At 33.0% G+C, this 25,229-nt stretch carries 18 protein-coding genes and 1 other RNA gene; 7 read left to right on the forward strand and 12 right to left on the reverse strand.

The genetic code is table 11. The annotated features are described in order from the left end of the window. Positions 1–33: 33 nt before the first annotated feature. The gene (locus FOF46_RS00430; RefSeq protein WP_200825135.1) at positions 34–630 is read left to right on the forward strand and encodes a serine protease; all 597 of its coding nucleotides are present in this window, start codon (positions 34–36) and stop codon (positions 628–630) included. 18 nt (positions 631–648) lie between these two features. Here FOF46_RS00430 and FOF46_RS00435 read toward each other — a convergent pair whose 3' ends face one another. Beyond that, the gene (locus tag FOF46_RS00435) at positions 649–2,094 is read right to left on the reverse strand and encodes a pyridoxal phosphate-dependent decarboxylase family protein (protein WP_143915088.1); all 1,446 of its coding nucleotides are present in this window, start codon (positions 2,092–2,094) and stop codon (positions 649–651) included. A 116-nt stretch (positions 2,095–2,210) separates the two neighbouring features. On the opposite strand from FOF46_RS00435, the gene FOF46_RS00440 reads away from it, so the two are divergent. Then, a complete protein-coding gene (locus tag FOF46_RS00440) occupies positions 2,211–3,092 on the forward strand; it encodes a LysR substrate-binding domain-containing protein (protein ID WP_143915089.1) in 882 nt (293 codons plus the stop codon). Here the strand turns inward: FOF46_RS00440 and FOF46_RS00445 are convergent, their stop codons facing one another. Together FOF46_RS00445 and aroC are read right to left on the reverse strand one after the other, a co-directional pair. Then, on the reverse strand, positions 3,093–4,421 hold the full coding sequence (locus FOF46_RS00445) for a dicarboxylate/amino acid:cation symporter (RefSeq protein ID WP_109437496.1): 1,329 nt from the start codon (positions 4,419–4,421) through the stop codon (positions 3,093–3,095). It abuts the gene before it with no gap. A 111-nt stretch (positions 4,422–4,532) separates the two neighbouring features. Beyond that, a complete protein-coding gene (gene aroC, locus FOF46_RS00450; RefSeq protein WP_143915090.1) occupies positions 4,533–5,597 on the reverse strand; it encodes a chorismate synthase in 1,065 nt (354 codons plus the stop codon). Between the two features lie 236 nt (positions 5,598–5,833). Between aroC and FOF46_RS31260 the strand changes: the two genes are divergently transcribed. Further along, positions 5,834–5,974: a hypothetical protein gene (locus FOF46_RS31260; RefSeq protein ID WP_160114265.1), complete on the forward strand. Its 141-nt coding sequence runs from the start codon at positions 5,834–5,836 to the stop codon at positions 5,972–5,974. A gap of 284 nt (positions 5,975–6,258) precedes the next feature. Here the strand turns inward: FOF46_RS31260 and FOF46_RS00455 are convergent, their stop codons facing one another. The 4 genes from FOF46_RS00455 to FOF46_RS00470 form a co-directional block, all read right to left on the reverse strand. Then, positions 6,259–7,602, reverse strand: coding sequence for a GntP family permease (locus tag FOF46_RS00455; RefSeq protein WP_143915091.1), 1,344 nt, complete (start codon positions 7,600–7,602; stop codon positions 6,259–6,261). Positions 7,603–7,607: 5 nt separating this feature from the next. Continuing rightward, the gene (gene gndA, locus FOF46_RS00460) at positions 7,608–9,527 is read right to left on the reverse strand and encodes an NADP-dependent phosphogluconate dehydrogenase (RefSeq protein ID WP_143915092.1); all 1,920 of its coding nucleotides are present in this window, start codon (positions 9,525–9,527) and stop codon (positions 7,608–7,610) included. Between the two features lie 6 nt (positions 9,528–9,533). After that, positions 9,534–11,801 (reverse strand): beta-glucosidase BglX, encoded by a 2,268-nt coding sequence (gene bglX, locus FOF46_RS00465; RefSeq protein WP_143915093.1) that lies wholly within the window; start codon positions 11,799–11,801, stop codon positions 9,534–9,536. A 295-nt stretch (positions 11,802–12,096) separates the two neighbouring features. After that, entirely contained in the window at positions 12,097–14,814 is a 2,718-nt protein-coding gene (locus FOF46_RS00470) for a carbohydrate-binding protein (protein WP_143915094.1), read from the reverse strand. Positions 14,815–15,107: 293 nt separating this feature from the next. Here FOF46_RS00470 and FOF46_RS00475 point away from each other — a divergent pair, with 293 nt between their 5' ends. Together FOF46_RS00475 and FOF46_RS00480 are read left to right on the forward strand one after the other, a co-directional pair. Then, positions 15,108–15,959 (forward strand): UDP-2,3-diacylglucosamine diphosphatase, encoded by an 852-nt coding sequence (locus FOF46_RS00475; protein ID WP_109437503.1) that lies wholly within the window; start codon positions 15,108–15,110, stop codon positions 15,957–15,959. 133 nt (positions 15,960–16,092) lie between these two features. Further along, the gene (locus FOF46_RS00480) at positions 16,093–16,677 is read left to right on the forward strand and encodes a MiaE family protein (RefSeq protein ID WP_109437504.1); all 585 of its coding nucleotides are present in this window, start codon (positions 16,093–16,095) and stop codon (positions 16,675–16,677) included. Between the two features lie 53 nt (positions 16,678–16,730). Here FOF46_RS00480 and FOF46_RS00485 read toward each other — a convergent pair whose 3' ends face one another. The 3 genes from FOF46_RS00485 to FOF46_RS00495 form a co-directional block, all read right to left on the reverse strand. After that, entirely contained in the window at positions 16,731–18,395 is a 1,665-nt protein-coding gene (locus tag FOF46_RS00485; protein ID WP_143915095.1) for a serine hydrolase, read from the reverse strand. A 114-nt stretch (positions 18,396–18,509) separates the two neighbouring features. After that, positions 18,510–21,431, reverse strand: a complete 2,922-nt coding sequence (locus tag FOF46_RS00490; RefSeq protein ID WP_143915096.1) for an FAD-binding and (Fe-S)-binding domain-containing protein — start codon at positions 21,429–21,431, stop codon at positions 18,510–18,512. Further along, on the reverse strand, positions 21,424–21,906 hold the full coding sequence (locus FOF46_RS00495; protein WP_109437507.1) for an Lrp/AsnC family transcriptional regulator: 483 nt from the start codon (positions 21,904–21,906) through the stop codon (positions 21,424–21,426). The genes FOF46_RS00490 and FOF46_RS00495 overlap by 8 nt, the downstream gene beginning before the upstream one ends. Before the next feature lie 162 nt (positions 21,907–22,068). Between FOF46_RS00495 and FOF46_RS00500 the strand changes: the two genes are divergently transcribed. Both FOF46_RS00500 and FOF46_RS00505 read left to right on the forward strand, forming a co-directional pair. Next, complete coding sequence (locus FOF46_RS00500; RefSeq protein WP_143915097.1) at positions 22,069–22,881, forward strand: DUF1338 domain-containing protein; 813 nt, start codon at positions 22,069–22,071, stop codon at positions 22,879–22,881. Between the two features lie 92 nt (positions 22,882–22,973). Continuing rightward, a complete protein-coding gene (locus FOF46_RS00505; RefSeq protein ID WP_109437509.1) occupies positions 22,974–23,462 on the forward strand; it encodes a hypothetical protein in 489 nt (162 codons plus the stop codon). A gap of 37 nt (positions 23,463–23,499) precedes the next feature. Here FOF46_RS00505 and bshA read toward each other — a convergent pair whose 3' ends face one another. Next, positions 23,500–24,627 (reverse strand): N-acetyl-alpha-D-glucosaminyl L-malate synthase BshA, encoded by a 1,128-nt coding sequence (gene bshA / locus FOF46_RS00510; protein WP_109437510.1) that lies wholly within the window; start codon positions 24,625–24,627, stop codon positions 23,500–23,502. A 266-nt stretch (positions 24,628–24,893) separates the two neighbouring features. Further along, positions 24,894–25,213: RNase P RNA component class A (rnpB, locus tag FOF46_RS00515), an RNA gene on the reverse strand. Positions 25,214–25,229 lie beyond the last annotated feature (16 nt).

Genomic DNA, 25,229 nt, shown 5'->3' on the forward strand with positions numbered 1-25,229 from the left:
TTTAGTTTTTTAAAAAAAATAAAATCTTTCACAATGAAACAATTTTCTTTATTTGTCATTTCTCTCCTATTCTTTTCAATAACATTACATGCTCAGGATACAACCACTACAAACCTTCCTTATGCAGAAATACCGGATTATCCAGAAACCTATACTGCTGGTTCTGTTGCTGCGAGATTAATTGATGGGTTAGGTTTTAGATATTATTGGGCTACTGAAGGATTACGTGACGAAGATTTACAATACAAACCAAGTGAGAAAGGAAGAAGATGTGAAGAGACCATTGATCATATTTATGATTTATCTAGAGTAATTGTTAATGCGACTACAAAAACAATAAACGACCCTACCATAGAACAACCAGAAATGAATTATGCTGAGAAACGTAAAAAAACTCTTGAAAATTTCAAAAAAGCGCGTAATATATTACTAAAAAGCAATGATTTAACGGATTTTAAGGTTGTTTTCAAAGGGAAAGAAAAAAATACAGAATTCCCATTCTGGAATAACATCAATGGCCCTATTGCTGATGCAATATGGCATACGGGACAAGTAGTTTTACTAAGAAGAGCGTCTGGAAATCCTTTTAATTCTAAGGTAAGTGTATTAACCGGAAAAGTAAGATCATAACCAGAATTTCTATAGTAACTACGCTATAGTTGCTGCGATAGTTTCTATTTCATCCAAAAGAGAGATTAAGTCCTTTTCTTTTGTTAGTGGATTCATGATCGTCGTTCTAAGATATAATTCTTCTTTTATTCTAGTTTGCACAATATAAAACTTTCCTGAAGCGATTAAACGTTTTCGGATATCTGCATTAAGAGAATTAATATCCCTACCCATCATTACTTTGGTATATCTAAAATTAATGATATTCGCCTCTGGTATTAGCGCCAATTCAAAATCAAGGCGATCGTTAATCGTTTTTGAAAAAACCGAAGCAAGATGGTACAAAGTATCAACATTTTTTTCAAATATTTCTTCTCCATGTGCTTTTAGTATGGCATAAACTTTTATGGACATCATAAATTTTGTACACTCAAAAGTTCTCTTTCCAGAATTATACCATTCTCTGGTATCTTGTGAATCCCATAAATATTGAGCTTTTTGTGCAAAAGTTTGATAAGCATCTTCTGCTTTCTTAAAAATTAATCCGGTATTTAAAGCAAGAGTCATTAGCATTTTATGAAAATCAATAACAACAGAATCTGCACGTTCAATTCCGTTTACCAAATATTTATATTGCTTTGAAAACACCACTCCGCCTCCATGAGCACCATCCACATGAAACCATAAATTCTGTTTTTCTGCAAAATCTGCAAGATAATTTAAATTATCGTATGACCCGGTAGCTGTGGAGCATGCACAACCAATAAGGGCAATAACATAAAAACCATCTGCTTTGGCTTTACTATAATATTCATCAAGTATATTTGTGTCTATTTTGAAATCAGAATCAACGGGTACTTTTATAATCCCATCATTTCCTAAACCTAAAATTCTAGCAGCTCTATCAATACAATAATGTGCTTCTTCAGAAACTAATACTGCTAGTTTTTCTTGATGTCCATGTTCCCAAACAGCAGTTGGTGCTTTAGCTTTACGTGCAGCCAATAAAGCAGTAAGGTTGGCTAAAGTACCACCAGAAGTAAGAAACCCAGAAGCATCAGAACTATACCCAATTCTTTTAGCCACTAAATCTGTAACAATTTTTTCGATTGCATTACCTGCCATTCCCATTTCATATACTCCAGTACCATTATTTAACACATCAGACATCAGTCCAGCCAAACCAGAAATTAATGCAGGAACAGCAACCTGATGACCAATATATTTTGGATGATGCACACTTATAGAATGTTCAAGAATATTACTGAATACATCAATCATTCCAGTATCCGAAGAAAAATCTTGTTTCCAGAATAATAATTCATCCTCTGGCTCTCTATACGTGAGAACAGGTTGGTCCTCGTCTGTCTGAACTTTTTCTATATGGTCAGCAATTAAATCGATCATCTCATGTCCTATCTTTCTAAAATCAGAAGGATCATAAGCTTTTTCCAATGTGTCTAGGTTTGGTATCGTGTTTTGCATTCTATCACTAATATTATACTATGAATTATCCAAATGTTGAAACACATCAAAATTAATCATCTATATTTATAATAAAAAATACTTAATTTTGATTAACTAATAACAAAAATGCATTAATGAATATCCAGCAACTAGAAAATGTACTGTTGTTATCCGAAAAATTGAACTTTACCAGAGCTGCAGAGGAATTGAATATTGTACAGCCTGCATTGAGCAGACAAATAAAGCAATTAGAAGATCAAATCGGTGCAGTATTGTTTAAAAGAAATAAACGTAATGTAGAGCTCACTGCTGCTGGATATTATTTTATAGCAGAAGCCAAAAAACTACTTATTCAATTAGAAAGGGTTAAAAAACAAACAGTCCAAATTCACAATGGTCAGGCAGGAGAAATTAAAATAGGTTTTACTCATTCAATAATGCAAACCATCTTACCAGAAATCCTAAAAACTGTTCATCAAAGAATACCTGGAATAAAAGCGGTATTAAGAGAAATGAACAATCGGGATCAATATCTGGCTCTACAGCAAAATGAATTAGACATTGGTTTCGCAACAAATCCAATGGTCCCCTTCAATTTGAAAAGCAAAGTATTACATATCGATAATTTCGTAATATTATTACCAGAAAATCATCCTATAAATCAGGATAATTATAGTGATTTTTCTGTCTTTTCCAATGAAGAATTCATTTTTCCATCTGTTGCAGATGGCCCAAATTATGTACACATATTAGAATCCATATGTATTGATGCAGGGTTTGTTCCAAAAATTATTCATGAAACAGATTCTGCCAGTACAAGTTTTAGACTTGTAGAAGCCGGTTTAGGAATTTCTCTAGAGCCTATTTCTTCATTGTATGGTCATGAGTTTCCAATACAAAATATTGAATTGAAAAATATAAAACAAAAAGCAAAACTCACTATGATGTGGAATCCCGAACGAGAAAAAGATTATCCATTACTATTTGAGCTTCTTAGGAATTGGAAAGTAGAATAATTACTTTACATCATCATAATGATCATCCCATTCTTTTACCTTTGGTTCTCCTAATTTCCCAACAGATTTAGCTACAATCATAGATACAGTTGCATCACCTGTAACATTGATAGTTGTTCTCAACATGTCTAACGGTCTATCTACAGCAAATATCAGTGCTAATCCAATTGGCAATTTATCAGAAGGAAAGCCTATGGCTTCCAAAACAATTACTAACATTACCATTCCTGCACCAGGAACAGCGGCAGATCCTATTGATGCTAATAAAGCAGTTAATACAATTGTAATTTGATTACTAAATGTTAATCCTTCTGGCCAAAGAACTTGCATAATGAATACAGATGCAACGGCTTGATACAAACTAGTTCCGTCCATATTAATAGTCGCTCCTACAGGAAGTACAAAACTAGATACTTCTTTATCCACTCCTATATGTTCTTCTACTCTTTCCATGGTTACAGGAAGTGTCGCTGCACTAGAACTAGTAGAAAATGCTAGTAATTGTGCAGGGCTAATTTGTTTAAGAAACCATAACGGAGATTTCTTAGTTATAACTGCCACCAGAATACAGTAAAATAGGATCATCAAGGCCAGACCAAATACTACAACACCTGCATACCTTAATAACGCAAATAAAATATCAGGATCATCAGAGGTAACAACTACATTAGCTAACAAAGCAAAAACAGCAAATGGTGCGGAAAGCATAATTAAATCGACCATTTTTAACACCACATCATTCAAACTATCAAAAAACTTTTTAAGAGGCTCTGATTGAGATGGTTTTATAAGTAACATACTAATACCCAAGAAAATTGCAAAAAATATAACCTGTAACATCATTTTGTTATCACTCATGGCTTTAACCGCATTTTGCGGAACCATATCCACAACAAACTGTAAAGGACCACTTTCTTTTTGTTTGCTTGCTTCAGCGATACGCTCAGAAATCTTAGCATTACCAGCATATTCTGCAGTTAATTTTTCTATGGTTTCAGGAGTAATTCCATTTCCTGGTTTAAATACGTTTACCATTAATAAACCAATGGTTATTGCAATAACAGTTGTTAAAATATAAATAACAATTGTTCTTCCTCCTATTAATTTAAATTTAGAAATGTCTTTTAGGTCTGAAATTCCTTTAATTAAAGAAGCCAAAATTAACGGAACCGCGATTAGCTTTAATAGATTTACAAAAATAGTTCCTAAAGGTGCAATCCAATCTCCTGTAAATCCTTTCCCCCATGAGAAGGTAGTCATTAAAAATCCGAATAATATCCCTAATATCATTCCGATCATGATTTGCCAGTGCAATGCGATTTTTTTCATGTGAGTATTTTAATATATAAGCAAAATAGCGTCGAAGATATAAATTAAAAACAAAAAAACGGCAACCAAAATAAGATTACCGTAAATTATTAACTTATCTTTTATTATTTCCTATTTCTTGATTGTACGGTTCATTAGCCAATAATCTACAAGTACCAAAGCTGCCATTGCTTCTACTATAGGAACTGCTCTGGGCACAACACAGGGATCATGTCTTCCTTTACCTTGCATGTTTACCATATTTCCATCTTTATCAATGGTTTCCTGATCTTGCATTATTGTAGCTACAGGTTTAAAAGCTACATTAAAGTAGATATCCATTCCGTTAGAAATCCCACCCTGTATTCCTCCTGATAGATTGGTCTTAGTTGTTCCGTCTGTATTAAAAAGATCATTATGCTGGCTTCCTTTTAATTCTGCTCCGGCAAAACCGCTTCCATACTCAAAACCTTTTACTGCATTAATAGAAAGCATAGCTTTTCCTAATTCTGCATGTAATTTATCAAAAACAGGTTCTCCAAGTCCAATAGGAACACCAGAAATTGCGCAACTCACAATTCCCCCAACGGTATCTCCTTCTTTTCTAATCTGTTTGATATAGTTTTCCATTTCGTTTGCCATTTTAGGATCCGGACAACGAACAATATTACTTTCGGTTAATGAAAAATCTAATTCGGTATGACTCTTTTCTAGTTTTATAGCACCAACTCCACTTACATAAGCATTAATCTTAATTTCAGACAATACCTGTTTAGCTATAGCCCCTACCACTACTCTACTGGCAGTCTCACGAGCCGAAGAACGTCCTCCTCCTCTATAATCTCTGATACCATATTTTTGATCATAGGTATAGTCTGCATGAGAAGGTCGATATGAGTCTTTTATATGCGAATAGTCTTTGGACTTCTGATTTGCGTTTTTAATAGCAAAACCTATAGGGGTTCCGGTAGTTATCCCTTCAAAAATACCAGAAAAAAACTCTACAGTATCAGGCTCTTTACGCTGTGTAACGATAGCTGATTGTCCTGGTTTACGGCGATCTAATTCTGCCTGAATTGCTTCTAAATCTAATGCAACACCAGCAGGACATCCATCAATGATTCCTCCTATTGCCACTCCGTGTGATTCTCCAAATGTAGTTACCTTAAAAAGGTTTCCAAATGTATTTCCAGCCATTACAATAATTTTGCACAAAAGTAATTTTTAATCTTTAAAAAAGCAGTAGTAATATGATATAAAAAAGAGGGTTTCGGTTATGAAAATTCAATGAAAATCAATTTTATAACAAAAAGTTAAAAAATACGTCTAGATATACTTTCACTGAAAACAGGGGGTTTCAATGCAAAAAAGCTTTATAAATTGGTTACTAAGAATATAAAACAATAATTTTTAAACCATTAAATCATTTTATTATGCTAGAAAATTTGTTAAAACTAGAAAACATCCAAGTTTTAGAAAAAAGAGAACAATTATTTACTATTAAAGGCGGAGGTGATGGTGCCAGATTATGCCATGGTATTGTAGGTACTTCAACATGTCATGACGACAAATAATTGAAATATACATTGAATACCAAAGAACATAAAACAATAATTCTTAAACCATTAAATCATTTTATTATGCTAGAAAATTTGTTAAAATTAGAAAACATACAAGTTTTAGAAAGAAGAGAACAATTATTTACTATTAAAGGGGGAGCACTTTGCACGGATGAAATAGATCAAGGCATTGTTAACTGTCACTCTGATGTATAAATAATTAATTGCTTGGTTAACTGATTTAAGACCATGGCAGAAATTCTGCTGTGGTCTTATTTATTAGAATAAGATTTTAAGAACTAAAATACATACCACAATAACAACGACATGACCAATCCCGTACATGCGATTAATGTAGTCATTACCGTCCAGGAACGAAATGTCTGTTTTTCGGTTAAACCAAGATATTGGCCAACTAACCAAAATCCACTATCATTTACATGAGACAATATAGTCGCCCCAGAAGCTATTGAAATCACAAAAAGTGCAATTTGAGCAGCACTAAATTCACCGGCCAGAATTATAGGCGATGCTATTCCTGCGGCTGCAATCATAGCTGTGGTTGCAGATCCTTGAAGTACACGTATCAAAGCTGCTACTATAAAAGCAAATAACAAAGGATGTATAAATGAACCTTGCAGCGAAGAAGCTAACATCTCCCCTGCTTTTGTGTCTACTAAAATTTGCTTAAAAGCTCCTCCTGCTCCGGTAAGTAATATAATTGCCCCTGCAGGTTGAAAAGATTTCATAGATAGTTTTAACAATTCATCTCTTCCTGTTCCCCTTCTAATACCTAAAATATACCAGGCAAGAAGATTAGCAATAATTAAAGCTGTAAAAGGGTGTCCTAATAAAGCAATGGTATAAGTTATAGATTCTGGTAAAAAATTCTCACCCATCCAATCTCCAAGAAAAACAGTCTTTAAAACAATTAATAGAATGGGCAATGCTATAATTGCAATAATGGTGATCGGATTAGGGTATTTTTTATCTTCCAGAATATCTATTCCTTGTTCTGGTATCGAAATACTAATTTTCTTAGCTATATATTTTGCAAAAATAGGTCCACTAACAATTGCTGCAGGAATCCCTGTAATAAAACCTAAAATAATTACCCATCCCAAATTCGCTCCCAGAATATCTGCGACCGCAACTGGTCCTGGAGTTGGTGGAATAAAGCTATGTGTAATAGCCAAGCCTGCAAGTAAAGGTATTGCGTATAACAAAACTGATTTTTTTGTATTTCTGGCAATAGCAAAAACTACAGGAACTAAAATAATAAATGCAACATCAAAAAATACTGGAATAGCAATAATAAAACCAGTAATCATCATCGCCCAGGATGCATTTTTTTCTCCTGCAAGCTTCAATATGTATTTTGCTAAACCTTGAGCTCCTCCAGAATGTTCTAGTAGCCCCCCAAATAAAGCTCCCAGACCAACTACTGTAGCCACAAACCCTAACGTTCCTCCCATTCCATTTTTTATACTATCGAGAATCATTTCTGGTGATAAACCAGCAACAATACCCACAAGTATACACACAATCAAAAGCGCAATAAACGCTTGTGTTTTTAATTTCAGAATCATAAAAAGCAGAGCAGAAATACCTACACCTACGGCGATCAACAATTGATATTCCATATCTATTAATTTTTCCAGTTTGTGTGAAAATATTGAGTTAATGGAGCATCAACCCTCTGGTATGTATGCGCTCCAAAATAATCACGTTGTGCTTGTATCATATTTGCAGAGGATTGTTTGGATGTATATGTCAAAAAATAGTTTGTGGCTGCAGACATCACAGGTAGAGAATATCCTGACCTCATCGCTATAGAAACTATATCTGTTAATGTAGTAATATCTGTTTTAAGAATTTCAACAATTTCTGGAAATAAAAGCAATGAAATAGAATCACTATCTTTAAATAAGACTGATATCTGTTCCATTAAATCACTACGAATAATACATCCATTAGTCCATATTCTTGCAATTTCTGATAAATTAAGATTCCATTGATACTCTTGAGATGCTTGTGAGATAAGATCAAATCCTATAGCATGATTAATTATACTTGTAGCATAAAATGCTTTTTCTAAAGTATTTAGAAACTCTTCGTCATCAATACCTGTAGATGGTTTGAGATTATAAATTTCTGAAGCAATTTCACGTTCTGATTTCATTCCAGAAAGGTTTCTTGCCATAACCGCTTCAGAAATGGTTGATATTGGCATTCCTATCTCCAAAGCTGATACGGTTGACCATCCACCTGTTCCTTTTTGTCCGGCTTTATCTAGAATTTTATCTATTAAAAATTCTTTCCCTTCTTTTTTACGCAGAATATCTGCTGTAATTTCTAAAAGGAAACTATCTTTTTTATTCGTTCTCCAGGATTCGAAAATACCACTAATCTGTTCTGGACTCTTATTTCCATAAAACCTTAAAAAATGATAGATTTCTGATAACAACTGCATTTCTGCATATTCAATTCCGTTATGAATCATTTTCACATAATGTCCAGCCCCTTCTGGACCTACATAAGTACAACATGAATTATTATTTTTATCTCTGGCTGCAATAGCTTCTAAAAATTTTCCAGAACGTATATATGCTTCCTTCGATCCCCCAGGCATAATAGATGGACCTTTAAGTGCTCCTTCTTCTCCTCCGGAAACGCCAGTACCAAGAAAATGTATTCCAGACCTGGATACTAGTTGTTCTCTTTCCAAAGTTTTTTTATAATGAGAATTCCCTCCATCAATTAGGCAATCGCCTTTTGACAATAATGGTAGTATCGATTCTATAACCATGTCTATTGGTTTTCCTGCATTAACCATAATCATGATTGTACGAGGTTTTTCCAATGAATTTACAAAAGATGATAAATCATCAAATCCAAGAACATTTACATCCTTTGATTGTTCATCTACAAAGTGTTTGGCAATATCGACTTCTTTATTTTCTACCTGACGATTATAAACAGATAAACTAAAGCCTCGGGATAGTATATTTTTAGCAAGACTTTTCCCCATGACTCCGAGTCCAATAAGTCCAAGCTCTGATTGTGATATATTCAATTCTAATTTTATTTGAGTAATACTATTTTCTATACTTTGTTCTACATTGATACAAATTCCTTGTTTTGGCTTTTCTAAAGTATCAAATTGTGACACCAACAATTCTTGTTTAAAAAAATGCCCTTGTCTAGCTTCCAAACGCCTTAAAATAACATCATACGAAGCTTCTAAAAAAATCCACTTTATGTATTTATGATCAACAGATTGTAGCGTATTTCTATATTCTCTTTTTAATGCAGAACATGCTAGCACTGCTCCTTTTCCTTTATTCCAATCTATTATCTGATCTGCTAAAATTTGCAACCATGGAGCTCTATCATTATCATCTAGAGGAATGCCATCAGACATCTTTTTAATATTTTCATCAGGATGAAAATTATCTGCGTCATAAAAAGGGATGTTTAATATTGTTGCTAGCTCTTTCCCCAAAGTTGTTTTTCCACACCCAGAGACTCCAAAAACGATATATACTTCTTTCAAATCGACTTTCACAAATAGTTATTCTATAATAAATTCTAACTCATGTGTATTATCTAGAGCATGTTGTGCAACCCATAATTTGAATTTACCAGGTTCTGTAATCCATTTTTTGTCTAATCCATAAAATGAAATATCATCTTTTGTAAATACAAAATCAATAATTTTGGAGGTCCCAGGCTCAAGTTCTACTTTCTTAAAACGCATGAGTTCTTTTACAGGTCTTGTAATACTCCCTACCATATCTCTAAAATACAACTGTACCACTTCTGTTGCTTTTACATTTCCGGTATTTGTAATTTTTGCATTTACTATGATGGGACCATTTTCTTTGGTTTCATTGGATAAAATTTTAACATCTGAGTATTTAAAATTACTGTAGGTAAGACCATATCCAAATGGGTATTGGGGTAAATATCCTACATCCAGATAATGTGATGTATTCCCTAATGAACTTTGCCATGCTCCAATAGGTATAGAATCCATTTGAACAAACTCTTCAGGAATCGTAGGGCGTCCTGTATTTTTATGATTATAATGAATTGGTATTTGACCTACTTCTTTAGGCCAGGTTATCGGTAATCGTCCTGACGGTGAGGTTTTTCCTGTAAGTATATCTAGTATTGCAGGACCTCCCATTGTTCCTGGATGCCAAGCAAATAATATCGCATCTACTTTATCAATAATATTACCTAATGTAATGGGTCTACCCGCCATCAATACCAATACTATTGGTTTTCCGGTTTTATGAAGTTCATAAATTAATTGTTCTTGTTCTCCCGGGAGATTTAAGTTTGCTCTACTATGAGCTTCTCCAGACAATATAGCTTCTTCACCTCCAAAAAACACTATAACATCAGAGTTTTGAGCAATTTTGACAGCATCATTAAACCCTTTATTAGATTTATCTCTACTATATGATAACCCTTCACTATATAAAATTGGGTTCTTATGATTTTCTTTAAAAGATGTCAATGGGGTAACCGTATGTGTTTTCTCTCCATCAAAAGTCCATGTCCCCAATTGATCATGTGGGGCATCTGCCAAAGGGCCAATAATAGCAAGGCTTTTTTTAGTATCCAAAGGTAAAATTTGATTCTCATTTTTTAGTAACACCATACTTTTTTCTGCCGCTTCTTTGGCTGCGTCCAGATGATCTTTGGCATACAACACATCAGATTCAGGTTTGAAGTATGGATTATCAAATAGTCCTAATCTAAATTTAATTCTTAGAATATTTCGAACCATTTCGTCCAATTTATCTTCAGAGAACTTTCCTACTTCTATTAAATCCTTCATATTATCCTGATATGAAGTACTTGTCATTTCCATATCCAACATTGCATTTGCTGCTTTTTCTGCTGCCCCTGCCTCATCTTCTGCGAATCCGTGAGGAATCATTTCGATAATAGAATTCCAATCGCTTACTACAAACCCATCAAAATTCCATTGATCACGCAATACTTCTTTCAAAAGGTATTCATTTCCAGAAGCTGGAATCCCATTAACCTCATTAAAACCCGTCATTAAAGTTGCTACGTTGGTTTTAACAGCCTTTTTAAATGGTTTTAAGTATGAGTTATGTAAGGAAAATTCATTAATATTTGCTGTGTTATAGTCACGTCCTCCTTCGGCGGCTCCATACCCTACAAAATGTTTTGCACAAGCAGCCAGACTCGTCGATGATGAAAGATCATCTCCTTGAAAACCTTTAATATAAGCTTCTCCCATAATACTTGTTAAATATGGATCTTCTCCTGCCGATTCTGCAATACGTCCCCATCTAGGATCTCTGGATATATCTAACATCGGTGCAAATGTCCAACGTATCCCATATGTAGAAGCTTCAATAGCAGATATTCTAGCTCCTTTTTGTACTAAGTTTGGATCGAATGAAGCTGCTTGACCTAATGGAATCGGAAATATGGTTTTAAAACCATGAATAACATCTCTTGCAAATATTAAAGGGATTTTATTCGGACTCTCCTCCATAGCTATTCGCTGTAATTCTTTGGCATCATCTTTATTCATGATATTTAGAAAGGAACCTATCTCTCCTCTTTTTACCGCATCTTTAAGTTCTACAGGCAACTCTTTTACTCTACTTGATTTTCCACGTTGAGCGGTTTGACCTATCTTCTCTTCTAATGTCATTTTTAAAAGAATACTATCAATCTTAGACTCTATAGTATCTACTTCGGATATAAAAGTGTTTTTAGGAGATGGTTCATTAGTACAACTTGATAATAAGTAGCAAAAGATACATGCTAAAGCGAGGTAATTTTTCATATATATTTAATTCTATCCAATAATTTCACATTAAATAATTCGGTTAAATGTAATAATTTTTTTTCGTATACCGTATACGAAGTAATAAATCGCATGATCTTAACGACTAAATCACAAGATAATAGAGAAGAATAAACTCGCTACATAGACAGATTATACAAGAAATTTTAAAATTTTATTGACAGTTATATTACTACATGTAGTAGTACAAATAATTAACCCCGGAAATATATCCCGGGGTTTTCAAATGTTATTAACTTGGTATACTAATAAATGATCTAAATCAGTTCATTTACTATTTCTTTGAGAACCTCAACACTTTCTTATTCTGGTTTTCTTTTATGATCACAAAATACATCCCAGATTTAAGATCAGATACATTTAACTCTCTTGCGTTTTTCTCTGACTTCATTTTAACTCTAACCAGTTTACCTGAAATATCTGAAATAGTTACTGTAGCATTTTTGGAAACTCCTGAAAGTTGTATAATATCTTTAGCTGGATTGGGAAATAACAATGCTTTTTGGCCAAATGAATTTACATCATTTATTCCTGATTTGCTTGATTGATATGTAACAACCAATTGTGGAGCAGTTGATCCTGAGTTTTCTTTAGCTGCAAATGCAAAATCATTCCCTGAGGTTGCGCTAAGTACTAGAGATAAAGAATTTCCTGAAATCGAACTCGTCTGCAAATCAACTGTTTCTGTTTGACCTATTGTATATGTTTTATTTATAGATCCCAATAAAGTTCCTGAGGCGGGTTTATTATTATTAGACAAATTGATTTCGTTCCAGTTATTAGAATTCCCTAAATTAACATTAAGATTTCCATTACCCGCATCTCCTGTAACAGTAAACCTTAATTTAGCATCTGTTATGGTACCATTAATTCCTGAAAGGTCATACATTAAATATCCAACTCTTTTTCCTTTTTCAATTCTAACAATAGTATTATTATAGTTACTGCCTCCTTGAAGATATGTATCATTTATAGGTGCTAAAGTTATTGTTTCTGGCGTAGTAGAATTTCCTCCCGAAGTCGTTCCGGTTGACGTCACTAATGCAGTTGTTCCTGGAGTTCCCCCACTACACAATGCTCGGAATACAAAGTCATATGAAGTATCTGCCTGTAAATTACTCATCGTAACTGTTGTACTACCTGCAGCGGCAGCAGCAAAACCAACACCTCCTGTATTGATATCTCCATTAAATCCGCCTTGTGGGAATGCTCTTAATTCAAATGTTCTTGTATCATTGGTAGTATTATCAAATGAAAAAGTCACAGAATTATTTGTAACACTTGATACAGCTAACCCAGAAGGAGCTACACTACAATCAGCAGAACCTACAGGAGTATTTAGACTCAATACTGCTCTATCAAAATTAAACAAGAAACCTGTAGAACCGGTATAAGTAAAACGGATTTTTTGAACACCTGATGCCAAATTAAGGTTTCCAGAAACAGGAGTGTTATAGTTATGCCACTCATTATTTACAGGGACAGTTAATGTTGCCAAATTATTCCCTCCAACAGAGGCTACAATATTTCCTCCAACACCATTTGAAGACACAAAGGCTTCTAATTTGTAAGAACCAGCAGTAGCTACATTAATATCATATTCTGTATAATTATTATTTTTAATAAACCCTAAATTTTGACCACCTCCTGGTGTATTTTCAGTTTTTACTTCTCCATTTTTAATTATAAATTTTTCAGCTTGAATAGTTCCCGGGATTGCTATTGATGTTGGATTAGGGGGTGTTACAGATCCATCAGTTTTTGCTATTACTTGTGCATTAGAACCTCCTACCGGACGAATATCGGCTACTACAGTATAATTACCCGCAGGAAGAGAGCTATTTACGGTAGCTACATATTGGTTTTTGCCAAATCCTTCTAGAGCACTTATCTTTTTTGAAAATACTTCATTCTGATTAGCATCGTATACATGAATTACTAAATCACGATCCAGATTCGCTTTATACACATAAGATACAGTTACTTTTTTATTTGCTATATCTACTACCGGAGTATTACTCCACTTGATCTCTTCTTCAAATATTGCTGGTTTTGTAGGTCTATTAGCTGTATTTTGAAACTCTGGATCAAAAATAGGAATCAACCTATACGAACGAATCCAGTCATAGTATGAAGTATTAATAGCATTATTGGCTAATTGAGCATTACTAGGATATGGTTTTGCCCAATTATATGTTTCTGTTACCATATTAATTCCCATTGGTTTAGAAAATGGTGAATCTACTACATCTCTTCTTACATTAACCGTACCCGCAAAATTATCGTCTACATAAAAATCAACCACTTTATCATTTCTCCAATAGCAACCATAGGTATGAAAATCTTCCCAGGATTCACTTCCAACCAGATCAGCATTAGCTTGTTGTCCGTTTCCTTCTACTGCATTATTACCAGCAGAATAAAACTTTTCTGGAGCGCCATTACAATCGACATAACGATAATGTGTATTAAAGTTCATTTGTGTTCTAAATTTAGAGCCTCCATTAAAACTTCCTCCAATGCTTTCACAAATATCAAGTTCCTGGCTCCATTTATCTTTTGCACAATCACCACTTAGTTTAGTCGGTCCTATAATGTTTCTTTTGGGGTTTGACATCCAAAATGTAGTCGACATTGCAATTCTTGAAGCTTTAAACTTACACTCATAATAACCAAAGTATGCCGTTTTTTCTAGAGATTGAACAGCACCTCCTCCTATAGTATACGGTCCATCCGGAGTGGCAAGTTTTTTATTTCGTATTTGCATGTTCCCTCCTTGTACGGATATCGTTGAGGGGTCAAATTTTGCAGGAGCACGTCCTTTCCAGCCTTGAAAAGAATCTCTCCATTTAGAACGATCTAGTTCTGTACCATTAAATTCATCAGAATATTGATCCCAAAGCACCCATCGATACCCATTTTTGGGTTCTGGGGGTTGCGCATACGATAACGTGATGCTGAATAAAAATAAAATTAAAAATACATTTTTCATGATTTAAGTTTTAAGAGTTTATGTTTTGTATTCATGAAATTAACGTATCTATTACATTTATTATTTTCTCAATGCCATTTAAAAACATATTTATAAATTAAGTTCAACATTAGACACGTAACACTTACTTAAAACAATTCTATAAATCTGTTAAAAATCTTTGTGGAATAGTTAAATTTTAATGTTTTAATAACAAATCAACAAAATGATTAAATTCAGATAACAATAACCTCATCATTAGATAATTATATTATAAAACAGGTACACTTAATTTGTGAAACTATATCATTTCTATGAAAAAGCGTACTGTAGAACTTGTTGTAATTTCGGACATTCATCTTGGCACTTACGGTTGTCACGCCAAAGAACTTCTTAATTATCTAAATAGTATAAAACCTAAGACACTTATTTTAAATGGTGATATTATAGATATCTGGCAATTCAGGAAACGTTACTTCCCAAAACCTCACCTTAAGGTCATTAAAAAGATCATCTCATTTGCTTCAAAAGGCACCGAAGTAATATATATCACTGGTAATCATGATGAAATGCTACGTAAGTTTAGTGATACAGAAATGGGTAATTTTAAATTAGTGGATAAACTCGTTTTAGAGTTAAATGGCAAAAAAGCCTGGTTTTTTCATGGTGATGTATTTGACGCTTCTATCCAGAATGCTAAGTGGTTAGCAAAACTGGGAGGTTGGGGATATGATATACTTATTGTTTTCAATCAATTGATTAATTGGTTTTTAATACGCTTTGGAAAAGAAAAATTCTCTCTATCAAAAAAAATTAAAAACAGCGTAAAAAAAGCCGTTAAATATATTAATGATTTTGAGGATGTTGCTGCCGAACTCGCTGTTAAAAACGAATATCAATATGTAGTTTGTGGACATATTCATCAACCACAAATGAGAGAATATTCAAATAAAAACGGATCTTGTTTTTATCTAAATTCTGGAGATTGGATAGAGAACCTCACTTCATTAGAGTATCATGAAAAGGAATGGAAATTGATTCATTATGAAAATGAAAAAATGGAAGGTTTTGCAGAAGTTATTGAAGAAACTGAAAACCTAAAAATAGATCCAGAAGAACTACAAGCTTCTTTTATGATACAAAATTTTATTACTAAAAAATCCTAGACTATTTTTTTATATCCATATCTACCCAAGTATTCATTATTACATTTAATCATTAATTCGATATTCTATTACAATAAAAGAAGATCAGTAATCTGTACCTTTGTTATGATTTATAATCATCAAAAAAACATATATGCTCGGTTTAAAATTAGCAACAGATCCACGTTGGGCTGCTCTGGTAGAATCAAATATCGAAGAAATCCTTACTGATCATGCTTGGTGTGAACAAAAAGCTGCTACCAATGCTATCACTATAATTACACTAAATTCTGAACATGAAGATTTAGTTACAGATTTATTAATCCTTGCTCAGGAAGAATTAGAGCACTTTCAAATGGTTCATGAACTTATAAAGAAACGTGGTTATAAACTTGGTCGTGAACGTAAAGATAGTTATGTGAATGAACTATTTAAACACAAGGTAAAGCAAGGAGGAAGTCGTCAACAGGGGTTAGTAAGTAGGTTACTCTTTTCTGCAATGATTGAGGCACGTAGTTGTGAGCGATTCAAACTTCTTTCTGAAAAAATAAAAGACCCCGAATTGTCTAAGTTTTACCATGACCTTATGGTAAGCGAAGCAGGACATTATACTACATTTATTGGTTTTGCTCGTAAATACGGTGAGGGTATTGATGTAGATAAACAGTGGCAAGATTTGTTAGAGTTCGAAGGAAAGCTTATTCAAAATTACGGTAAAAAAGAAACTATACATGGATAACTATATGACTACTTATCCATCATGTATAGTTTCTTTATAGTATTAATTCGCTTTTATTCTATTTTCTTAGCGGGCATTTGTCTTCCTCCCTGGTTTAATGTTAAGCTATCTACTTTTCCTTCCTCATTTTTACTAAAAACAATTTCTGCAGGGACAACTTTTAAGAAAAATCGCAGTTCTGTTTCAGCAAAAATTTCAAATTTAGGTTGCCCTGTGGCTTGAGCAAAAATTGAATCCCCTTCTACAGTTACATTTATAATAAATGATGGTTGTAATTCATATTTCCCTATGTATTTTTTCAGAATATCAGATGATACTTTTATAGTTTTTTTCTCTGCCGGAGGGGCTTTATCAATTCCTTTTCCTGTAAAGCTTTCTTCTCCAGATTTAAATATAGTTTGTCGTCTCCCATCTTTTGTCATAGAAAAAGTATACGATATGGTACCTTCATCAAATATAAATGAACCGTCCTTCATAGGATATATTTTAAACTCTCTAGAGTCTTCGCCCTCTCTTAAACTATAAAGCTGACCATCTCTTAAAGTAACATGTCTAATTACATTTTCTTCGAATTGATATGCTCCTACCCATTTTTTTAATTTATCCTCTGATAAAGTAATTGCATCTTTTTTATTAGGGATAGGCTTTCCAATAACAACAGCTGCTACCCTTCTAGTAATATCAGATACTCTTTTACAATTGCAATTGGTTAACCCTACAACATATACATTTTCATCCTCAAGAAAAATACCATTTGTAGTGTATCCAAAAATACCTCCACTATGCGCATATCCTTTTGATCCCTGTATAGTCATTTTTCCCCATCCGTAACCATAATTAATCTCCTCTCCATTGTTAAGCGTAGAGCCATTAATAGCTTTTTCTAAACTTGTTCTTTTAATAAAAGTATTGGCGCTAATAGCATTCTGCCATTTTAATAAATCGTCTACAGTAGACATTAGCGAACCCGCTACATAAGGTAACGTCAAGCTAAGATAATCTGCATTCACATACCCTTCATCTTTCTGTTGATACCCATATGCTCTATTTTTAATAAGCTCTTTCATACTTCCATAATAAGAAGAATTCATGCTTATTTTTTTAAAAATATTCTTTTCTATAAAATTCTCATACGTATCTCCTGTAATCACCTCTATTATATATCCTAATAATATATATCCAGAATTATTATAGAGGAATTTTTCTCCCGGATCAAAATCCATAGGTTCGTTTTTAAAAACATTGATAAGTTCTTTTGGAGTCATGTCATTTCTAGCTAACTTCATAAAACTTTCCATTCCTGTGTAACTTTTTATACCAGAAGTATGGTTTAATAAGTGATGAATCGTAATGATTTTATCATTTGTAGGGTAATCCGGAATATACTTTGTGATTTTATCTTCTATCTTTAACTTTCCTTGTTCTTCTAGCATTAAGATAGCTACTGCTGTAAATTGTTTAGTTATAGATCCTATCTCGAATACATTTTCGGGTTTTAAATCGACATCTAGCTCCAGATTTGCTTTCCCATAAGCTTTTCGAAATATTGGTTTCCCGTCTTTTGCTACTAATATTGAAATTCCGGGTTCATCTACAGTATACATAGAAGAAACAATATCATCTATTTCTTTTTCCAGGTCTTGGGCTTCTATCATTAAACAGGCAAAAAGAAAAAAAGGTATTAACAGAAAAATTCTAAATTTTTGAGATGATTTCATGTTGGTATGGTTTTGATTGAGAACTCATTTTCTTATATGACTATCAAACAGCAAATTGGTTACCAAAATTCTATATAATTCTTAAGCTATATACTTAATTGTATAGAAACAACACTAAATCAAAGCTTCTCTTAAAATAGTTACAGGATGAAAAGCCGTACGACTTGTCCCATCTTTTATCTGATGTCTGCAACTTGTCCCAACCGCAGCAATAATAGTATCTTCTTTAGCTTTGCGTACTGCAGGAAATAAAGTTTGTTCTCCTACTTGCATACTGATATCGTAGTGCTCTTTTTCATATCCAAAAGATCCTGCCATTCCGCAACAACCAGAAGGAATAATGGTCACCTTAAAATTTTCAGGCAGATTAAGATATGCAAACGTTGTTTGAATAGTGGATAATGCTTTTTGATGACAATGTCCGTGTAATTTGATTGTTTTACTCTCTGAAGTAAATTGTACTGAAGTTATATTTCCTTTTTGAATTTCTGAATTCAAAAATTCATCAATTAGAAATGTATTTTTTGAAAGAGATGTTGCTTTCTTTTTATCATCTGCTATTCTTGGGTATTCATCTCTAAAAGTAAGAATTGCAGAAGGCTCTAATCCTATTAAAGCGGTATCATTGGTGATCAAATTATCAAATACCCTTGTATTGTGGTTTGCTAAATCCTTTGCATATTTTAATAATCCCTTTGAAATAAAGGTTCGTCCACTTTCTTTATGATCAATTACCTTAACACCATAATTCAACTTTACTAATAACTCTATCGCATCTATTCCGATAAGTGTGTCTAGATGATTCGTGAATTCATCTATAAAAAAGTATACTGTTTTTATAGGTTGTATGGGTTGTATCTTATTTATATTGTTATTACACCAATTACGAAGTGATTGTTTGCTTAATAAAGGTAAATCTCTATTTTTAGCAATACCCAATGAAGATTTTAAAATTCTGGAAGTAAATTTATTTTTAAAAAAGAAATTTGTCATTCCGGGAGCAATTCTTCCCAAATCATTTAAGCGATTATTATTCGCAAAAAGTTTCGTTCGCAATGATACTCCATTTTTCTTTTGATATTGATATTCAAACTCGGCTTTTAATGTTGCAACATCTACATTAGATGGGCATTCACTAGAACAACCTTTACAACTTAAACACAAATCAAAGACTTCTTTTAATTCTTTGTGATTAAATTTATTTACTTCTGAACTATTGGTCAGAAATTCCCGAAGTGTATTCGCTCTGCCTCTAGTGGTATCTTTTTCGTTTTTTGTTGCTCTATAGCTCGGGCACATTGTACCTCCTGATTCTACTGATTTACGACAATCCCCACTACCGTTACATTTTTCGGCGGCACGCAAAATCCCCATAGAGTCACTAAAATCAAATATGGTATTAATTTCTGGTTCCTCCCTATCAATTTCATATCTCAGTTTTTGATCCATGGGATATGCATTCACTATTTTACCAGGATTAAAAATATAGCTTGGATCAAAAGCTTCTTTAATGCGTTCTATAATTTTATAATTTTTCTCACCAATCATAAATGGTATGTACTCTGCTCTTACTATACCATCTCCATGCTCACCGCTCATAGAACCATTATACTTTTTAACCAAAGTAGCTACATCATCTGTGATTTTCTTAAACAACGTTACATCCTCTCGTTTTTTAAGATCCAGAATTGGTCTAAGATGAATTTCTCCTGCTCCGGCATGCGCGTAATACACTGCCTCTTGATTATATGACGTCATCAAAGTTGTAAATTCAGAAATATAATTTGCTAAATCAGGAATAGCAACCGCAGTATCCTCTATGCATGCTACTGCCTTCTTATCACCAACTATATTTCCTAATAAGCCTAATCCAGCTTTACGAAGCTCTAATGCCTGATCTATCTCAGTACCATGTAAAACCGGATTTACATAACTTAATCCTGATTTTGTAAGAGTCTCTAATAATTGTACTTTCTGTTTTTCTAGATCTTCTTTATCAATTGCTCTAAGTTCTAACATCAAAATAGCCTCAGGATCATCTACTATAAAAAATCGATTCTTGAGTTGTTCTATATTGTTTTTTGTACAATCCAGAATGGTCTTATCCATCATTTCACAGGTATATAGAGAATGCTCCATTACCGGTACTACAGCATTCATACAATCATTGATTGTTTTAAAATGTGCAGCAATCATTAATGATTCATCAGGAGGCAATTCATCGAGTTGTAAAGTGATTTGTGTAGTAAATGCCAACGTTCCTTCACTTCCTGAAAGTAATTTACACAAATTAATAGGTGTTGTATCTCTAGAAAACACTTCAGAATTAATCAATTCATCTATTGCATATCCTGTATTACGTCTATGTATTTCAGGTTTAGGGAAATTAGCTATAATCTCTTCTTGAGCAGCTTTGGGTGAGAGTTCTTTATAAATACTTTGATATATTTTTCCTTCTAAAGTGTCAATATTTCTTTTTGTATTAAATTCTTCTATAGAAATTTCAGAAAATACAGCCTCACTTCCATCAGATAAAACCGTATGTAATTCTAATACCTTGTCTCTGGTAACCCCATATTGTATAGAAGTAGTACCACTACTATTATTCCCAACCATTCCTCCTATCATACATCTATTAGATGTAGATGTATTAGGCCCAAAGAATAACCCATATGGTTTCAAAAATCGATTTAGGTCATCACGAATGACACCAGGCTGAACGGTTACCGTCTTTTTTAATCTGTCAATAGAAATTATTTCTGTAAAATGTTTAGATACATCAACCACAATACCATCTCCTACGCATTGGCCTGCAAGAGAAGTTCCTGCTGTTCTGGGAATAAGACCAATCTTATGTTCTAAAGCAAAAGCGATAATATTCTTTATATCACTAATCGATTTGGGAAAGGTAACCCCCAAAGGAACTCTTCTGTATACAGAGGCATCTGTTGCATACAAAGACCTGGTAAGTTTATCGTATTGCATTTCGCCATCTAATCTTTTTTGCAAAGATGCTAGTATGTTATGATCAATCATAAGTTTTATTCTTTCCTAAAGAATTTAAAGAAACCGGCCTTCTAAAATTAGTATCAAAACAAATAAAACTATCTGTTCCTGCAACTCCATCAATCTGATGCACTTGCTCATATAAAATTTTTCGTAAATGATGATTATCTATAGCAAAAATAAGAATGAAAATTGCATAATGGCCAGAAACGTAGTTACATTCTAATATTTCTGGAATCTTTTTTAATCCTTCAACAACTTGTTCTGCATATCGTGCCTCTCGTAAGCGAATACCAACATAAGATTTAGTATTAAATCCTATATGCTTTTCATCCACAACAAACTCCGCTTTTCTTATAACTCCTTTTTTTGTTAATTTTTTAATTCGTTGATGAACTAAAGAATTTGAGATTTTCAGATTTTCAGCAATCTGTGAAAATGGTTTTCGAGCATCTTCACGTATTTGTAATAGTATTTGTTGGTCTATATAATCAAAATGGTTCATAATGACTTAAAAATTAAAAGATCTAAAGTAAAACACATAATAAGAGCAATCTCCATTAACAATATTGACACAAAACATCATTAATAAAAACTAAAATTAATTTATTTACACCTAATTATAGTCAAAACTAATAATTTTGCATTAAATAAAAACATAATCAAGATGAATTCAACTATTTTTTTTGAAGAACTCTGGAAACAGTACATTGCAAAGACTCCCTCTGCACAAAAAGTTAAATCCTTATTTGAAAACGAGGGTAATACTGTTTTTAACGATCACATTGCCATACGAACTTTTAATGACCCTAGAGTCAATATAGATGTTCTGGCCAAGCCTTTTATCGAAATGGGATATGAACCAAAAGGTGAATATCACTTTGAAGCTAAAAAATTATATGCGAAACATTTTGAGCATAAGGATAATTCTGACGCACCAAAAATTTTTATTAGTGAATTACTTTTGGAAGAATTCTCTATAGAATTAATTGATATTGTACAAAACATACTAAACCAAGTAGATCATCAAATATTTAAACAAAAAGACCTGATCCTAAAAGGTAGAGTTTGGCAAACTCCTTCTTTTGAAACTTACCAAAAACTTCTTTCAGCATCCGAATATGCTGCATGGATGTATGTCAATGGATTCTGTTCTAATCACTTTACTGTAGATGTTAATAAATTAAATACTTTTGACAACTTAGAATCTGTGAATGAATTTCTCAAGAAAAATGGTTTTGAAATGAATACTTCTGGAGGTGAAATAAAAGGATCCGCTACCCAGTTTTTGGAACAATCAAGTATTCTTGCCGATACTGTAGAGGTTCGTTTTGAAGAAGATGTTAAGAAAATTACAACATGCTATTATGAGTTTTCTTATCGATATAAAAAAGAAGATAACACTATATTTACTGGCTTTGTAGCAAATTCTGCTGATAAAATTTTTGAAAGCACAGATATGCAGCTACAAGAAAATTAGATTAATATTAACAAAAATTTAAGTTTTCTACTTACAGAATAGAGGAATTGTGACGTTATATTCGGGGACTAAATATAAAACCCAATTTTACTATGACAAAACGAATTTTAATTTTCGCAGCATTTTTATTAGGTACTATATGTACTATGCAATCACAAGAAATTTCTAAAAATGCTCTTGGTGTAAGACTTGGAGATAATGATGGATTTGGAGCTGAAGTTTCTTACCAAAGAGCACTAAACAATGGTAACCGATTAGAATTTGATCTAGGATGGAGAGATTTTGATGCAGGTAATGCCATTAAACTAGCAGCACTATACCAATGGGTTTTTAATCTAGATAAAGGATTTAATTGGTATGTTGGTCCAGGTGGAGGAATTGGTATTATTGATTTTGATAACGATTTCCCTGGAGATAACGATAGTGATAGTTATTTCTTTCTCGCAGGAGATATAGGTATAGAATATAATTTTGATATTCCTATACTTATCTCTTTAGATTTACGACCAGAAATTGGTTTTGGAGATTATAATGATGATTTAGATTTTGATATTGGACTTGGTATCCGTTATCAGTTTTAATCTACTCACTCATTGAAAAAATAATATTTGATCGTTCCTAAGGTATTGCCAATGCACCTTCGTATAAAGCAATATATTTAGGAACGATTGTATTTACATCAAACTTTTCTGCTTCTTTATATGCATTCTGTTTAAAGATTTCTAATGTAATATCATCTTTCAGAATACGAATTGCATTTTCTGACATTTCTTTTACATCCCCTACTTTACTAAGATATCCAGATACTCCTTGACTATTTACTTCTGGAATTCCTCCAGCATTACTTGATATTACAGGTACTTTATTCATCATAGCCTCTAACGCCGCTAATCCAAAACTTTCTCGTTCTGAAGGTAATAGAAACAAATCCGAAAAACATAATATCTTATCTATTTCATTACTATTTCCTAAGAAAATTACTTTATCCTTTATGCCGAGTTCTTTACATTTTTTCTCGGCTGGTTTACGTTCTGGTCCTTCTCCTACCATTAGTAATTTAGCGGGTATTTCTTTTTGAATATTATAAAAGATATCGACAATATCTGAAATACGCTTTACAGCTCTAAAATTACTTATATGAGTTACAATACGCTCTTCTGGACTTGCCATTAGTTCTCGTTGACAATCTGTAAAACTGGTTTTCTTTTGACTCAAATCAATAAAATTAGGGACTACTTCAATATTTTTTGTAATATCAAATAAACGTAAAGTATCTTCTTTTAAATTTTGAGAAACCGAAGTCACAATGTCACTATTATTGATACTAAAAGTTACTGCAGGTTTATAAAAAGGATGATTTCCTACCAGAGTAATATCAGTACCATGTAGTGTCGTAACCATAGGAATGTGTATTCCTTCCTCTTCTAACATTTTCTTTGCCATATACCCTGCATAAGCATGAGGAATAGCATAATGTACATGCAATACATCTATTTCATATTTCTTAATGGTATCTACCAATTTACTTGATAGTGCCAATTCATAAGGTTGATAGTGAAAAAGAGGATATGTTGGTACATTTACCTCATGAAAATGAATATTTGGATTTAAAAGATTTAAACGAACAGGCTGTTTGTAAGTAATAAAATGGACTTCGTGATCTAGTTTTGCCAAGGCAATTCCCAATTCTGTAGCAACTACTCCACTACCTCCAAAGGTAGGATAACAAACAATAGCAATTTTCATTTAAATAATTTTTCTTGTGGCACAAGGTACAAGAAAATTAGTATTGCCAATTGTTAAAGTAGTTTTAAAAAAACTATTCGATATTTGTCAAAATTATTTTACCTGTACCGATTTTAGTCACCAAAAATGATGTGTTTTCTAAAACGTGAGATTCAGATATTCTGAGAATGCCCTTTTGTGAATTATGTTAGTATTTCTTAGTAGCACAAAAAATTAAAGTGAATTTTATGTATAAAATCACTATCATACTACTACAATAATATTAATAAAAAAGCAGATCATAAGCCGGATTCTGTTTCCTCGCCGAAACGAATATCCTTATCATTTATCTAGACTAACAATTACTTATTAGCTCAAACCGCCTACCCTCTAACATTGGGCGCACAACCCTCAAAAGCTAGTTTACATGGCGTTGCACCGTATAGAGTTTACCTGGTTTCACTACAGCATTACCTGTACATACTTTCTGTTGCACTTGTCCTCTTCTGATTACTCAGAATGACGGGAGTTACCCGCTATACTGTGCTATGGTGTCCGGACTTTCCTCTCTCCGTCAAAAACGGACAGCGATAAGGTGATCTGCTTTGTGCAAAAGTATTATA

Source organism: Aquimarina algiphila (assembly GCF_007489275.1).
GTDB classification, from domain to species: domain Bacteria; phylum Bacteroidota; class Bacteroidia; order Flavobacteriales; family Flavobacteriaceae; genus Aquimarina; species Aquimarina algiphila.

Bases quoted from the DNA above. Each gene is read 5' to 3' on its own strand.
- FOF46_RS00430 (WP_200825135.1), top strand. From the start codon at position 34: ATGAAACAATTTTCTTTATTTGTCATTTCTCTCCTATTCTTTTCAATA.
- FOF46_RS00435 (WP_143915088.1), bottom strand. From the start codon at position 2,094: ATGCAAAACACGATACCAAACCTAGACACATTGGAAAAAGCTTATGAT.
- FOF46_RS00440 (WP_143915089.1), top strand. From the start codon at position 2,211: ATGAATATCCAGCAACTAGAAAATGTACTGTTGTTATCCGAAAAATTG.
- FOF46_RS00445 (WP_109437496.1), bottom strand. From the start codon at position 4,421: ATGAAAAAAATCGCATTGCACTGGCAAATCATGATCGGAATGATATTA.
- aroC (WP_143915090.1), bottom strand. From the start codon at position 5,597: ATGGCTGGAAATACATTTGGAAACCTTTTTAAGGTAACTACATTTGGA.
- FOF46_RS31260 (WP_160114265.1), top strand. From the start codon at position 5,834: ATGCTAGAAAATTTGTTAAAACTAGAAAACATCCAAGTTTTAGAAAAA.
- FOF46_RS00455 (WP_143915091.1), bottom strand. From the start codon at position 7,602: ATGGAATATCAATTGTTGATCGCCGTAGGTGTAGGTATTTCTGCTCTG.
- bglX (WP_143915093.1), bottom strand. From the start codon at position 11,801: ATGAAAAATTACCTCGCTTTAGCATGTATCTTTTGCTACTTATTATCA.
- FOF46_RS00470 (WP_143915094.1), bottom strand. From the start codon at position 14,814: ATGAAAAATGTATTTTTAATTTTATTTTTATTCAGCATCACGTTATCG.
- FOF46_RS00475 (WP_109437503.1), top strand. From the start codon at position 15,108: ATGAAAAAGCGTACTGTAGAACTTGTTGTAATTTCGGACATTCATCTT.
- FOF46_RS00480 (WP_109437504.1), top strand. From the start codon at position 16,093: ATGCTCGGTTTAAAATTAGCAACAGATCCACGTTGGGCTGCTCTGGTA.
- FOF46_RS00485 (WP_143915095.1), bottom strand. From the start codon at position 18,395: ATGAAATCATCTCAAAAATTTAGAATTTTTCTGTTAATACCTTTTTTT.
- FOF46_RS00490 (WP_143915096.1), bottom strand. From the start codon at position 21,431: ATGATTGATCATAACATACTAGCATCTTTGCAAAAAAGATTAGATGGC.
- FOF46_RS00495 (WP_109437507.1), bottom strand. From the start codon at position 21,906: ATGAACCATTTTGATTATATAGACCAACAAATACTATTACAAATACGT.
- FOF46_RS00500 (WP_143915097.1), top strand. From the start codon at position 22,069: ATGAATTCAACTATTTTTTTTGAAGAACTCTGGAAACAGTACATTGCA.
- FOF46_RS00505 (WP_109437509.1), top strand. From the start codon at position 22,974: ATGACAAAACGAATTTTAATTTTCGCAGCATTTTTATTAGGTACTATA.
- bshA (WP_109437510.1), bottom strand. From the start codon at position 24,627: ATGAAAATTGCTATTGTTTGTTATCCTACCTTTGGAGGTAGTGGAGTA.